The 12,028-nt window shown below is 71.6% G+C and carries 15 protein-coding genes; 7 read left to right on the forward strand and 8 right to left on the reverse strand.

The window, feature by feature from the left end; genetic code table 11:
• Positions 1-19: 19 nt before the first annotated feature.
• Positions 20-607 carry a Uma2 family endonuclease gene (locus tag ACWGH4_RS20370; RefSeq protein WP_453462702.1) on the reverse strand — a complete coding sequence of 196 codons (588 nt, stop codon included), beginning with the start codon at positions 605-607 and terminating at the stop codon, positions 20-22.
• Between the two features lie 89 nt (positions 608-696).
• The gene (locus tag ACWGH4_RS20375; RefSeq protein WP_453462705.1) at positions 697-1,221 is read right to left on the reverse strand and encodes a MarR family winged helix-turn-helix transcriptional regulator; all 525 of its coding nucleotides are present in this window, start codon (positions 1,219-1,221) and stop codon (positions 697-699) included.
• Between the two features lie 24 nt (positions 1,222-1,245).
• Between ACWGH4_RS20375 and ACWGH4_RS20380 the strand changes: the two genes are divergently transcribed.
• From ACWGH4_RS20380 to ACWGH4_RS20390, 3 genes are all read left to right on the forward strand, one after another.
• Positions 1,246-1,755, forward strand: a complete 510-nt coding sequence (locus ACWGH4_RS20380; RefSeq protein WP_453462708.1) for a carboxymuconolactone decarboxylase family protein — start codon at positions 1,246-1,248, stop codon at positions 1,753-1,755.
• A gap of 122 nt (positions 1,756-1,877) precedes the next feature.
• Positions 1,878-2,294, forward strand: coding sequence for a thioesterase family protein (locus tag ACWGH4_RS20385; protein WP_441265169.1), 417 nt, complete (start codon positions 1,878-1,880; stop codon positions 2,292-2,294).
• A gap of 141 nt (positions 2,295-2,435) precedes the next feature.
• Entirely contained in the window at positions 2,436-3,344 is a 909-nt protein-coding gene (locus tag ACWGH4_RS20390; RefSeq protein WP_453462711.1) for an alpha/beta fold hydrolase, read from the forward strand.
• A gap of 32 nt (positions 3,345-3,376) precedes the next feature.
• On the opposite strand, the gene ACWGH4_RS20395 is transcribed toward ACWGH4_RS20390, so the two are convergent.
• Genes ACWGH4_RS20395 through ACWGH4_RS20410 form a run of 4 tightly spaced genes read right to left on the reverse strand, consistent with a single transcriptional unit; the run spans position 3,377 to position 6,582 of the window.
• Complete coding sequence (locus tag ACWGH4_RS20395; RefSeq protein ID WP_453462713.1) at positions 3,377-4,384, reverse strand: hypothetical protein; 1,008 nt, start codon at positions 4,382-4,384, stop codon at positions 3,377-3,379.
• A gap of 56 nt (positions 4,385-4,440) precedes the next feature.
• Positions 4,441-5,196 carry a class I SAM-dependent methyltransferase gene (locus tag ACWGH4_RS20400; RefSeq protein ID WP_453462716.1) on the reverse strand — a complete coding sequence of 252 codons (756 nt, stop codon included), beginning with the start codon at positions 5,194-5,196 and terminating at the stop codon, positions 4,441-4,443.
• Between the two features lie 59 nt (positions 5,197-5,255).
• The gene (locus ACWGH4_RS20405) at positions 5,256-5,939 is read right to left on the reverse strand and encodes a GDSL-type esterase/lipase family protein (RefSeq protein WP_453462719.1); all 684 of its coding nucleotides are present in this window, start codon (positions 5,937-5,939) and stop codon (positions 5,256-5,258) included.
• A gap of 34 nt (positions 5,940-5,973) precedes the next feature.
• Complete coding sequence (locus tag ACWGH4_RS20410; RefSeq protein WP_453462722.1) at positions 5,974-6,582, reverse strand: TetR family transcriptional regulator; 609 nt, start codon at positions 6,580-6,582, stop codon at positions 5,974-5,976.
• A 96-nt stretch (positions 6,583-6,678) separates the two neighbouring features.
• Here ACWGH4_RS20410 and ACWGH4_RS20415 point away from each other — a divergent pair, with 96 nt between their 5' ends.
• On the forward strand, positions 6,679-7,518 hold the full coding sequence (locus ACWGH4_RS20415; RefSeq protein ID WP_453462724.1) for a class I SAM-dependent methyltransferase: 840 nt from the start codon (positions 6,679-6,681) through the stop codon (positions 7,516-7,518).
• Positions 7,519-7,550: 32 nt separating this feature from the next.
• Complete coding sequence (locus ACWGH4_RS20420) at positions 7,551-8,525, forward strand: WD40 repeat domain-containing protein (protein WP_453462727.1); 975 nt, start codon at positions 7,551-7,553, stop codon at positions 8,523-8,525.
• A 36-nt stretch (positions 8,526-8,561) separates the two neighbouring features.
• Here ACWGH4_RS20420 and ACWGH4_RS20425 read toward each other — a convergent pair whose 3' ends face one another.
• Positions 8,562-9,323, reverse strand: a complete 762-nt coding sequence (locus tag ACWGH4_RS20425) for a TetR/AcrR family transcriptional regulator (RefSeq protein WP_453462730.1) — start codon at positions 9,321-9,323, stop codon at positions 8,562-8,564.
• A 49-nt stretch (positions 9,324-9,372) separates the two neighbouring features.
• Between ACWGH4_RS20425 and ACWGH4_RS20430 the strand changes: the two genes are divergently transcribed.
• Both ACWGH4_RS20430 and ACWGH4_RS20435 read left to right on the forward strand, forming a co-directional pair.
• Positions 9,373-10,374: an ATP-binding cassette domain-containing protein gene (locus ACWGH4_RS20430; protein WP_453462732.1), complete on the forward strand. Its 1,002-nt coding sequence runs from the start codon at positions 9,373-9,375 to the stop codon at positions 10,372-10,374.
• Positions 10,371-11,204 carry an ABC transporter permease gene (locus ACWGH4_RS20435; protein ID WP_453462735.1) on the forward strand — a complete coding sequence of 278 codons (834 nt, stop codon included), beginning with the start codon at positions 10,371-10,373 and terminating at the stop codon, positions 11,202-11,204. The genes ACWGH4_RS20430 and ACWGH4_RS20435 overlap by 4 nt, the downstream gene beginning before the upstream one ends.
• Here ACWGH4_RS20435 and ACWGH4_RS20440 read toward each other — a convergent pair.
• Positions 11,194-11,832: a Uma2 family endonuclease gene (locus ACWGH4_RS20440; protein WP_453462738.1), complete on the reverse strand. Its 639-nt coding sequence runs from the start codon at positions 11,830-11,832 to the stop codon at positions 11,194-11,196. The genes ACWGH4_RS20435 and ACWGH4_RS20440 overlap by 11 nt on opposite strands.
• Positions 11,833-12,028: the final 196 nt, after the last annotated feature.

Consider the following 12,028-nt stretch of genomic DNA (forward strand, 5'->3'; position numbering starts at 1 on the left):
GCCCACGCCCGGCGCGGCCTCACGCGCGGGGGAAGTCGCTGGTGGTGAGCGTGAGGCCGGCGGGGGTGCCGGTGAGATCGAGGTCCGTGCCGAAGGCGACGGCCGTCTCCGTCGTGTAGTCGCCTTCCTTCGGGGCGGTGTAGAGGTGACACTTGCGCTGGTACGGGTCGGCGACGAGGTAGGCGGGGACCCCCGCTGCGGCGTACGCGGCCTTCTTGGGGCCGTAGTCGTTGTGCCCCGTGCCTTTGGAGATGACCTCGGCCACGAACTCGACGTCCTGGTAGCGCCAGCGGCCCGCTTCGTCCTTCCCGGCACCATCCTTGATCTTGGCGACATCGGGAGCGAAGCCGTTCAGCGTTCCGGGAAAGTCGATCCGTACGTCCGACATCACCGTTACGTCCATGCCGAAGCGGTCCTCGAGCGCCCGCACGATCCGGCGAATGATCTGCCAGTGAATGTCCCTTTGCGGCGACATGAAGACGGCCCCCTCGACGATCTCGACCTTGAATCCCTCGGGGGCGGACTCGAGCCACTGGAACATCTCGTCCAGGGTGCGTTCGTCGCTGTTCTCGGCCATTTCGATCCTGCGCTCGTCCAAGGCGGTCATCGTGGCGCTCCTCCCCGGCTGCCGCTCGAACGCGTACAGCCGCGCCGTACAACGATACTCACAGTGACCGGTCACGACCCCGGAACGGGTCAGGCGCCGCTCAGCCAGCCCGCCGCGTCCAGGCGGATGCTGCCCGGCGGGGTGAGTGTGCGCAGGGCGGATTCGAGGTCGCGCAGGCGGTCGGGGCCGATCGCCCGCGCCCATTCCGCGCGCAGTTCGTCGAAGATCGCCGCCGAGCGGGCGAGGGCGTCGAATCCGTGCGGGGTGAGGCGGATCAGCTTGCGGCGGGCGTCGGCCGGGTCGTCGGCGCGTTCCGCGTAACCGAGGGAGAGCAGGCGGTCGATGGTCTTGCCGGCCGCCTGTTTGGAGACGCCGAGGCGTCGGCCGAGGTCGCTGGCCGTGGCCCCTTCCGCGCCGATGGCCTGCATGGCGAAGCCGTGGGCGGGCCGCGCGTCGGGGTGACCCTGCTCGGCCAGTTCGGCGTGCAGCTTGTCGATGAGCGAGCGGAACCCGGCGAAGAGGAGCAGAGGCAGCTCGTAACCGGGCGGGTCCGCAATCGTCTTGCGCCGTTCGACAACCTGGTTTACGTTCTCGGGGAGCGGTTCGTCAACCATGTTGTCCATTGTAGGAGTCGGCCCATGTTCACCGAACACACCCTGGAATCCGCCCCACCCGCGTCCCGCCGTGCCATGGAGGCCACCGCCGAGCGGCTCGGCCGTCTGCCGTCCGCGGTCGCCAGGCTCGCCGAGTCGCCGCACCTGCTGGAGGGCTTCCTCAAGCTGAGCGCCGCCTTCGAGACGACGACGCTCGACCCGGTGGCCCGTGAGGTCGTCGTCATGACCGTCGCCGCGCGCAACGAATGCCATGTGTGCGTGGCCATGCACACCGGGAAACTGCGCACGCTCGACGCCGACGAGGAACTGATCGCGGCGCTGTCCGAGCAGCGTGCGCTCAACGACGAACGGCTCGAGGCGGTACGGCGGTTCACGCTCGAGGTGTTCCGTACCGCCGGCGCCGTCGGAGACGAGGAGCTGCGCGACTTCCTGGCGCACGGCTTCACCTCGCAGAACGCGCTGGAGGTGGTCATGGGCATCGGCACGTACACGATGTCGACTTTCGCGAACCGGCTGACGCGGGCCGCGCTCTGAGGAGCGGCGGGATCCGGCCGTTGTGGGCCGCTCCCCACCGAGGGCCGGGCACGCGCGCCCCGTTGCCCCGCGGGCCCACGCCGGCGGGAATACCGGCCCGGACCACCCTTGTTGCCGTCGGCATGACCTTCTTCGCCGACGTGACCGTGCGGGGCTACGAGCTCGACACGCAGGGCCATCTGAACCAGGCCGTCTATCTGCAGTACGCCGAGCACGCACGCTGGGAACTGCTCCGTGCCGCCGGTCTGCCGCAGGAGAAGCTGCTCGCCAGCGGCGTGGGGCCGGTCGCCCTCGAAGTGACGGTCAAGTTCCTGCGCGAGCTGCGCGGCGGCGACGAAGTGCGGGTGACCTGCCGGTTCGTCTACGGAGAGGGCAAGACCTTCACCGTCGAGCAGCAGATCGTCAAGGACGACGGCACGGTCGCCGCCGAGATCTCCGGCGTGGCGGGCATGCTCGACCTCACCACCCGCAGGCTGATCGCCGACCCGCGTGCCCACCTCGCCTCCCTGGCCGACAACCCGGACCTGCTCACCGGCTGACGCCGAAGGCGCGGAACCGGTCCGGCGCCGGCCGAAGGATCAAGTACCGGCCAGGAAGCACCCTCCAGCTCCCCCGGCGGAACCGACGCCCGCGCGGATTCGTTGGCGCAAGCGCCGGTTGCGAGATCTGGAGGGGAAGTCGTGGACGACGCGGTTGTCGAGGCCGTCCGAGCGTTGGTGCCCGGCGGGGCGCTGCGCGGCGAACTGGACCGGCACGGCCGGAAGTTGCGCTGGATCGAGGCGGGCGAGGGCGCGCCGGCGGTCGTGCTGGACGCCCCGAGCGCCGGGTCGTCGATGATGTGGACGCCGGTGCTGGCGCCTCTCGCCCGCTGCACCCGGGTGATCGCGTACGACCGGGCGGGCCTCGGCCTGAGCGACCCGGTTCCCCGGCTCTCGCTCGACTCGGCCGTCGAGGATCTCACCGCGCTGCTCTCCCGGGCCGGCGGCGGCCCCTGCGTCCTCGTCGGCAACAGCTGGGGCGGCCAGCTGGCCGAGCTCGTCGCGTGGGCCCGGCCGGACCTGGTGGCGGGGCTCGTGCTCCTCGACCCCTCGCACGAGGAGTTCCAGCCGTGGGCCGGACGGATGGCCGAAGGAACGTACGCGCGTCAGCTCGCGGTCCGTACCTCGCTCCGGCTCACCGGCCGGTCGAACCACCGGCGTGCCGTGCGTGAGGCCTCCCGTGCGTCCGACGATCCGCGGGTGCGGGAACTGCTGGTCACCGCCTGGCTCGCCGCCTCCGGAGGCCGGCAGCAGGTGCGTACAGCCGTCGACGAGTACCGCATGATCGTCAAGGCCACGCCCGAGATCCGGCGCCGTCGCGCCGCGTCGGGACTGCCGGACGTGCCTGTGACCGTCCTCAGCGCGAGCCGGGGGATGCCGCAGGGGATGAGACGCCGGTGGACGGAACTCCAGAAATCCGTGGCCGCGTCCGTTGCCGGCGGGGAGCACGCGGTGGTTCCGGCGGCGGGGCACTACATCCAGAGCAGCAGGCCGGACGTCGTCACCCGGGCGGTGCTCGCCGTCCTGGAGCGGGCCGGGCGCACCGGCTGAGACCCCGTCGCGGCAGGGGCGGCGTCGGGGTCTCAGCCCGGGAGCTTCAGGTCCGTGCAGCCGCGTTGCCCGGCCGAGCGTTCGGCGAAGCCCTTGAGGGCCGCGCGGGTGAAGTCCTCGACGTCCTCGTGGACGTAGACCGTGCTGGAGATCGTGAAGACGGCGCGGGCGCTGGTCCCGGGGCACTCGGCGGTGGCCCAGAGGAAGTCGCTGCCGTTGCGGCCCGCGTCCCGGCCGGGCTGGTCACCCGGGTACCACGCCTGTGCGAAGGGGCCGAAGTAGGCGCGGACCTGGAACAGCTCCTCGGCACGGGCCTTGGTCTCGCCGAGCACGCAGCTCTCCGTCACCAAGGAGTCCGCCGTCGGCGTCTCCTTGATCCAGTGGACGGTGTCCATGTCGCGCATCGGGATGCCGGCGCACGTTCCGTTCGCCTCGAAGCGGGACTTCTCCTCCGGCTCCGCGGCGACGGGAGGTATCCGGCCGCCGGGCTCGGCCTCGCAGTTCCAGTGCTCGGCCGCCCGGACCGCGGTGGCAGCGGCGAGTTCGGCGGTGGTGCGGCCCGCCACCGCGCGGCCGCGGCCGGCCGTGCCGACGACGACGGACGCGTCCTTGTTGCCGCAACTCAGCACCACGGCTGTGCTGTCGAGGTCGTTGTAACCGTGCCAGCCGCCGCCCAGCGGCATCGGCAGGGTGCCGGTCCTGCTCGAGCGCAGCTCGTCGAACACGCCGCGGGCGCCGTCGTCGTCGCGGGCGGATTCCGGGATCAGGGCGATGGTGAGCGTCTTCTTCCCGACCACGCAGAACTCGTAGCCGTCGGACCCGCCGTGGTGCACATCGTTCGGCAGTCCCTGCTCCGTGTCGTAGCCGGTGAAGACCGCCGACTCCTCGGGCGGGATCAGCCCCTGGCAGTACGTCGCCAGCTTGTCCTCGTAGCGCCAGCGCTTGCCCGTGTCGCTGAGCCGGTACCAGCCGTAGCCCGCGACGACGGCGAGTGCCAGCGGCAGCGCCACGTACAGCGCCAGGCGGCGTATGACGGTCATCTGCGTGATCTCCAGGTTCGGCGGCCCCGCGGCACCGTATCGCGGACCGGCCGGCGTCAGTCGCGCGGGCGGCGGGCCTCGATCAGGAGACGGTTGGAGTGGGCCACGAACGGCCCGTGGCGCTCGATGAAGTCATGGAGGGCCGCGAGCCGGTCGCGGTACGCGTCCACGGTGAAGCCCGGGACGATCCAGATCACCTTGCGCAGGAAGTGGACCACCGCGGCGATGTCGTGGAACTCCGTCCGCAGCGCTTCCTGTCGCAGATCGACCACGTCCAGGCCGGCGGCCTCCGCGGCCGTGACGGTCATGAACGGACTGCGTGACGGGTCGACGGGCTGCGGGCCCATCAGGAAGTCGGTGAGCTCGCGGACCGATCCGTCACCCACGGCCTGCGAGAGGTACGTGCCGCCGGGGCGCAGCACGCGGCGCACCTCGTCCCAGCGGGTGACGACCGGGTGGCGGCTGACGACCAGGTCGAACTGGGCCGAGGGGAACGGCAGATCGGCCGCGTCGTCGGCGTGGACGACCGTCGCGCCCAGCCCGGCGAGATTGCGCCGGGCGATCTCCAGGTTCGGCGGCCAGGACTCCGTCGCCGCCAGCACCGGCGGGGCGGCCGGGACCGAGGCGAGGACCTCGCCGCCGCCGGTCTGGATGTCGAGGACCGCCTCGGCCTTCGGCACACGCTCGGCGAGGAGCTTCGCGTAGCCCCAGGACGGGCGCTGCTCCGTCGCGCGGCCGGCGAACCAGGAGAAGTCCCAGCCCTCGGTGGGGACGGCTTCGCCTTCGGCGAGGAGGTCTTCGAACGTGGACATACGGGCAGCCTCGCAGCCGGGGCAGACGCCCGCACCCGGATTTTCCGCGGGGAGGCCGCTCAGGCGGCGACGCCGTACGCCCCGCCCAGTCCCCACGCCTGGTGCATCGCCGTCGCGAACGCCCCGGCCAGTTTGATCTCGCCGCTCGGGCCGGGGTGGGTGCCGTCGTAGGTGTCGGTGTCGAGGTCGTACGACGGCGGGTGCGAGGCCAGCAGCAGCGGCGACGCGGACGTGTCCAGGTCGGCCACCGCCTTGGCGAGCAGGTCGTTGAACCGTTCGCACTCGGCGGCGAAGGGCCGGTCGGACCGGGCGCGGATGTTCGGGATGACCGGGAGCATGACGATCCGGACGCGCGGGTTGGCCAGGCGGGCCTGCGCGATGAACTCCCGTACGTTCCGGGCGGTCTGGTCGCTGTCCGTGTAGAAGCCGAGGTCTATCAGGCCCAGCGAGACCAGGAGGACGTCGGCCCCTTCCTCGGCGAGGGTCCCGCGGATCAGGGGAGCCATGTGCAGCCAGCCCTCACCCCAGCCGGCCAGATGGCGGCGGGCGGGGGCGGGGAAGGCGGGGTCGGCGTACCGGTGGGACACGGGTGCGTTCGCCTCCGTGTCGTACAGCTCGCGCCGCGGGCCGACGATCTCGAAGGGCTCGCCGACGGCGGTCAGGTGCTGCCACATCCGGTAGCGCCAGGTGAAGTCGCCGGCGCGTCCGATGGTCATGGAGTCGCCGACGAACAGGAATCGCATGGTCGACATCATCGCTGAACCCACCGGTAACCCGTCACTGGTGGGCGATGTGAGGCCCGCCACCCGCCAGTGCCGCGACCAGTCGCCGGATCTGCGCGTGGGGGTCGGGAGTGCCCGGATGGCTCGTCATCAGCAGGTGGTGGACCGTGCCGACGAGCGCGAGGGCGACGGACTCCGCGTCGAGCCGGCCGTCGACGCGGCCGAGGCGCTGTTCGGCCCGCAGGTACGCGGTGACCGCCTCCTGGACGGTGGTGAAGCCCGGTGCGCCCGCCGCCATCGCCTCGCGGAAGCGGATCGCGACGCCGGGGCGGGTGAGGGCCAGCCCGGAGACGGCCGGCCCCGTGGAGGCGAACAGCACGGTGGCGACCTCGGTGAGGTTCGCGGTGACGGTGTCCTCGCCCGCACGTGAGGGGAGCCGGTCCGCCAGGGCGGCCGTGCGGGCGAGCCGGTCGAGGACCAGTTCGGCGACGAACTCGTCGAGCCCGCCCGCGAAGTGCGCGTGCAGCAGCCCCTTCGAGCAGCCCGCCTCCTCGGTGACGGCCCTGCTGGTCAGTGCGCCGGGGCCGCCCTGGGCCACGACTCGTTCCGCCGCGGCGAAGAGGCGTTCGCGGGCGTCGGGGACGGCTACTCCACGGGGTGACATCCAGGGCCTTCCGGGTCTTCTGCGTGGCGCGATGGACAGAATGGGCGAGCGCCCATACTGTTTGGGCGTACGCCCATTCTAGCGGGAGGCACCGTCGTGGAACACATCGTGAACACCGAGCAGGAGCAGGCCTGGAACGGGTACGAGGGCACCCACTGGGCCCGTAACCAGGACCGCTGGGACGCCGTCAACGAGGGCTTCAACGAGGCGCTGCTCGCCGCCGCCGCCCTCGGCCGCGGGGACTCGGTCCTCGACGTCGGCTGCGGCACCGGCGCCACCACCAGGCTCGCGGCCCGCCGCGCGGCCGACGGGCACGCCACCGGCCTGGACCTGTCGCGGCCGATGCTGGAGCGCGCCCGGGAGTCCGCACGCGCCGAACACCTCGTCAACGTGACCTTCGAGCACGGCGACGCCCAGGTCCATCCCCTCACGGGCCGGGGTTTCGACGTGGCGATCAGCCGCTTCGGCGTGATGTTCTTCGCCGACCCGGTGGCCGCCTTCGCCAACATCGGCGGCGGCCTGCGCACCGGCGGCCGTGCGGCGTTCCTCGTCGCCGGCGGGGACGGCAACGAGTGGATCCAGGCGCTGGCCGGCCTGCGGGACCTGCTGCCGATGGGCGGCTTCGGCGCCACCGGCGGGCCCGGCATGTTCTCCCTGGCCGATCCCGGCCGCGTCCGCGAGGTCCTCACGGCGGCCGGGTTCACCGGCGTCGCGGTCGAGCCCGCCGAGGCGTACGGGAGATGGGGACGTGACGCCGAGGACGCCACCGCGTTCCTCATGGGCTCGGGACCCGGTCGCCATCTGCTGAGCCAGGTCGACGAGGCGACCGGCGAGCGGGCCCGGCGCCGGCTCACGGACATCCTGCGGCCGTACGAGACGGACGGCGCCGTCCGGCTGCGCAGCACGGCGTGGCTGGTCACCGCCGTACGCCCGTAGGAGACGCCCGGCGGGGATGGCAGGCTTGGGGCATGCGTTCGCTTCCGTACGTCACCGGCCTGGCGGCCGCGCTCGTGCTCGCCGCCGCCTGCCCCGTCGCCGCGGCCGACGGCGGGTCCGAGGGGTTCACGATCAAGGACCCGCGGATCACCGAGTCCAGCGGGCTCGCGGCGAGCCGGGCGCACCCCGGGATTTACTGGACGCACAACGACCAGGACCAGCCGCGGATCTTCGGCGTCGACTCGGCGACGGGCGAGACGGTGGCGACCATCACCCTGCGCGGCGTCGGCGAGCCGAGGGACATGGAGGCGATCTCCGTGGGCCCCGACGGCAATATCTACGTCGGTGACATCGGCGACAACCTCGACGGCAGCTGGGACCACGTCTGGATCTACCGCTTCCCCGAACCGGAGCGGCTGCGCGACCAGACCGTCACCGCCACCCAGTTCGACGTGAAGTACGCGGACGGCGCCCGCAACGCCGAGGCGCTGATGGTGCATCCGAAGACCGGCCGCGTCTACATCGCCTCGAAGAACGAGGACGGCGGTGGCCTCTACGAAGGCCCCGCCACGCTCGACGCCAAGGCCACCAACGTCTTCCGGCGGATCGGGGAGGTGCCGTGGGTGACCGACGGCGCCTTCTCGCCGGACGGCACGGAGCTGGTGCTCCGCTCCTACTTCAGCGCCCGCGGCTACGAGTGGAAGGACGGCCGCCTCGGGGCCGACCACCGTGTCCGCGCGCCCATCCAGGGCCAGTCGGAGTCGGTGACGTACACGACGGACGGCACGGCGCTGATGATCGGCACCGAGGGGGAGCAGAGCCCCGTCGAGCGCGTGCCGGTCGAGAAGGAACCGGGCTCCGGAGGCGAGGGGAAGAGGCCCGGCGCGCCGGCGGACGGCGGGAAGGCCGCCGGGAACGACGAGAAGGGCGATGTCACGACGTACGGCCTGCTCGTGCTCGGCGGCGGCGCGGTGCTGGTCCTCGCGCTGCGCCGGCGCCGGGGCTGAGGCGTCCGGCCGCGGGCCCGGTGGCCCTCGCGGCCGTCAGACGTCCTTCGCCCGTGCGCGGACCAGCGTCTCGAACCCCTCGACCAGGCGTTCCAGGCCGAAGGCGAAGTGGTCGAAGTCCGAGGTGAAGGCGTCCTCCGACAGATGCGCCAGGGTCGGGTACTCGCCGCTGACCATGGCCTTCGACAGGAACGGCTCCTGAGCGCGCCAGAACTCCTCCTCGCTCTGCCCGGTCTCCTTCGCCGCCTCCGCGGCGTCGAGCTCCATGCGCGCGATGCCGGTGACGAAGCTCTGTACCGCGATGATCACCGAGATCAGCTCCGGGTCCGTCAGCCGCATCTCCCGCAGCGCGAACAGTGAGGCGTCCAACCCCCGTACGGCGCTGGGGCCGAGGACCGTACGGGACTGGTTGACCTTCAGCAGCCAGGGATGCGCCCGGAACAGCTCGAGGTGGGCGCGGCCCATCGCGCGTACGGCGTCCTGCCAGGTGTCGGACTCCGGCGGGTGCGCGTCGTTCTCCAGGGGCTCGCCCGTGACGCGGTCGAGCATCAGGTCGAGCAGCTCGGCCTTGCCCGGGACGTAGCGGTAGAGGGACATCGTGCCGGTGCCCAGCGCGGTGGAGAGGCGGCGCATCGAGACGGCGGCAAGGCCCTCCGCGTCGGCGATCCCGATCGCGGCGCCGACGATCCGGTCGAGGGTGAGGCCCGGCTTGGGGCCGCGTGAGGGTCGCTCGCCGGTGCCCCAGAGCAGTTCGAGGCTGCGCGAGACGTCTTTGCTGCCGCTCGTCTCAGTCGTCATGGGGTCAGCGTAATCGCCTGAACAGAAACTGAGTACGGTGTACTCTCATATGGGTACGCCGTACTCAGTTGACTCGTCTCGGAGGGGCTCAGTGGACGAATACGCCGTCTCGGCAGAAGGACTGGAGAAGCGGTACGGGGACAAACGGGCCCTCGACGGCTTCGATCTCGCCGTGCGCCAGGGCACCGTGCACGGCCTGCTCGGACCGAACGGCGCGGGGAAGACCACCGCCGTCCGGGCCCTCGCGACCCTGTTGCGGTTCGACGGCGGCCGGGCGCGGGTGGCAGGCGCCGACGTGCGGCGCGAACCGCGGCAGGTGCGCCGGCGCATCGGCCTCACCGGCCAGTACGCGGCGGTCGACGAGGTGCTGACCGGCCGGCAGAACCTGGAGATGTTCGGCCGCCTCTTCCATCTCGGCGGCAGGCGCGCAGCTTTGCGGGCCACGGAACTGCTGGCGCGGTTCGACCTGGTGGACGCCGGCGACAAGGGCGTCGGCACGTACAGCGGCGGAATGCGCCGCCGGCTCGACCTCGCCGCGTCGATGATCCTCGCACCCGATGTGCTGTTCCTCGACGAACCGACGACCGGACTCGACCCCCGTTCGCGCGGCGAGGTGTGGGACGCGGTGCGCCGGCTCGTCGCGGGCGGCACGACCGTCCTGCTCACCACCCAATACCTGGAGGAGGCCGACCGGCTCGCCTCCCGTATCACCGTCATCGACCAGGGCCGGGCCATCGCCGACGACACGCCCGACGGCCTGAAGAACAGGGTCGGCGGCGACCGGATCGAGGTCGTCGCCCGCGAGGCGGCCGACCTCCCGGCGATCGCCAAGACCGTGGCCCGGGTCGCCGACACCGACCCGACCACCGACGAACCGGAACGCCGGGTGCACGCACCGGTGACCGACCGGGTCGCGGCCCTCACCGAGGTCGCCCGCACCCTTCAGGACGAACGGATCCCCGTGGAGGACATCGGGCTGCGCAGGCCCAGCCTGGACGACGTGTTCCTGCGCCTGACCGGACACGGCACACAGACCGAGGAGGCGGCGTGAGTACGACGGACCTGGTGGACCTGAGCCTCGACGACAGGCACGGGCGCGCCTACTGGGCGGTGGCCGACTGCTGGAACGTGGTCCGGCGCGGACTGACCCACTACCGGCGCCAGCCCGTCCTCATCGCCTGGCAACTCGGCTTCCCGATCATCTCCGTGCTGCTCTACGGCTACGTCTTCGGCGGCGCGATGAAGTCGCCCGACGGCGGCAGCGTCCGTGACTTCCTGATGCCGGGCATGTTCGCCATGACGATGGCCTTCGGCTTCATGAACACGGCCATGGCCGTGGTCACCGACGCGACGAAGGGCGTGATCGACCGCTTCCGGTCGATGCCCATGGCGCCCTCCGCCGTGGTCACCGGCCGGGGTGTCAACGACCTGATCGTCGCCTGCGCCGAGCTGACGATCCTCGCGGCGACCGCCTTCGCGATGGGCTGGCGCACGGACGCCGGGCCGCTGAAGGCACTCGCGGCGTTCGCACTGCTGCTGCTCCTGCGGTTCTGCCTGATCTGGGTGGGCATCCTGCTCGGCCTGCTCGTTCCCACCCCGGAGGCGGCCGGCGGCCTGTACGCGGTGGCCTTCCCGCTGACCATGATCTCGAGCGTCTTCGTGCCGCCGTCGACGATGCCGGACTGGCTGGGCACGATCGCCGCCTGGAACCCGATCTCCTCCACGGCCGCGGCGGCCCGCGAGCTGTTCGGCAACCCGGTCGCGAGCGACGGCAGCTGGATCCAGGAGAACTCGCTGCTCATGGCGGTGGTGTGGCCGGTCGTCGTCACGGCGGTCTTCGCGCCGCTCGCGGTACGGCGCTTCCAGCGGCTCAGCCGCTGACGTCGTCGGACCGGCGAGGCGCCCCGGCCTTCAGCAGTTCGGCCGCGTCGAGCTTCACCTCGGCACCGATCGAGGCCGGGAGCGCGATCTGCTGGCCCGGGGCGTAGACCTCATGGCTGTCGTACTCGCTGGCGAGCGGGTTGGTGAGCACGTGGATCCTGGTGTGCTTACGATCGACGATCACATAAACGGGGACCTTCGCCTGGGCGTAGGCGATGGCCTTGTTCCGGAGGTCGTTGCGGTAGTTGCTGGAGGTGACCTCGACGACGAGCCGGAAGACGGCGGGGTCGTAGCAGTTGTTCCGGATCAGATGCTCATCGATGTCGGCGTCGACAATGGCGAGATCCGGGATGGCGTAGTCCTCGGGGCCGTCCGGCAGCCACAGCCCCACACCCTGGAGTACCTCGGTCTCACCGCCGTCCAGCCCGGCCAGCATGAACGGGCGCATGAGTTTGGTGAGTGCCCTGGCATGCGCACTGTCCGGAGAGGGAGTCACGGTGAGGATGCCTCCGATGATCTCGACGCGATGGCCGGGGAGCAGCTCCATGAGGCGATTCGCCTCTTCGAGCAGCGTCGGCGGCTCGCCGTCACAGGGGTCACAGGGGTGCTCGACTGCTGCGGCAGACATGCGGGCCTCCTGGTGGCTGGTGTCGAGAGCATCATCGTAGGACGCGGCACCCACCGGCGTCCGTAAGGCGGATCGTCACACCATCGAGCGATCATGCTCGGTGCCGCCGGCCGGCGCGGTTCCTGCTGCCTCGACCGTGGGGGCCGCCGGGGCGAGTCGGGGTGAGGAGCCGCGGCGACGCGGGTAACGCGAAGGG

This window comes from Streptomyces sp. NPDC054847 (genome assembly GCF_053610925.1).